Origin of the sequence: Exiguobacterium chiriqhucha RW-2, assembly GCF_000416965.1 — a bacterium.
In the GTDB taxonomy this organism is placed as follows: domain Bacteria; phylum Bacillota; class Bacilli; order Exiguobacteriales; family Exiguobacteriaceae; genus Exiguobacterium; species Exiguobacterium chiriqhucha.
On sequence record NZ_ATCL01000006.1, the window covers coordinates 1 to 274 of the forward strand.

The window sequence follows — 274 nt, forward strand, 5'->3', positions numbered from 1 at the left end:
GTGACCCGTACGGGATTCGAACCCGTGTTACCGCCGTGAAAGGGCGGTGTCTTAACCGCTTGACCAACGGGCCATACTATTGATTGAAAAACTGGCGGAGAGCAAGGGATTCGAACCCTTGAGACGGTTTTGCCGCCTACACGAATTCCAATCGTGCTCCTTCGGCCACTCGGACAGCTCTCCAAAAAGAGAAAAGTGGCTCCGCAAGTAGGATTTGAACCTACGACCTACCGGTTAACAGCCGGTTGCTCTACCACTGAGCTATTGCGGAACG

Annotated in this window: 3 tRNA genes; all 3 read right to left on the minus strand. The window is 53.6% G+C overall.

The window, feature by feature from the left end:
• Position 1: 1 nt before the first annotated feature.
• Positions 2–73: transfer RNA gene (locus M467_RS16715), tRNA-Glu, on the minus strand.
• Positions 74–92: 19 nt separating this feature from the next.
• Positions 93–183 (minus strand) — tRNA-Ser (locus tag M467_RS16720).
• Between the two features lie 13 nt (positions 184–196).
• A tRNA-Asn gene (locus M467_RS16725) sits at positions 197–271 on the minus strand.
• Between the last annotated feature and the right edge of the window lie 3 nt (positions 272–274).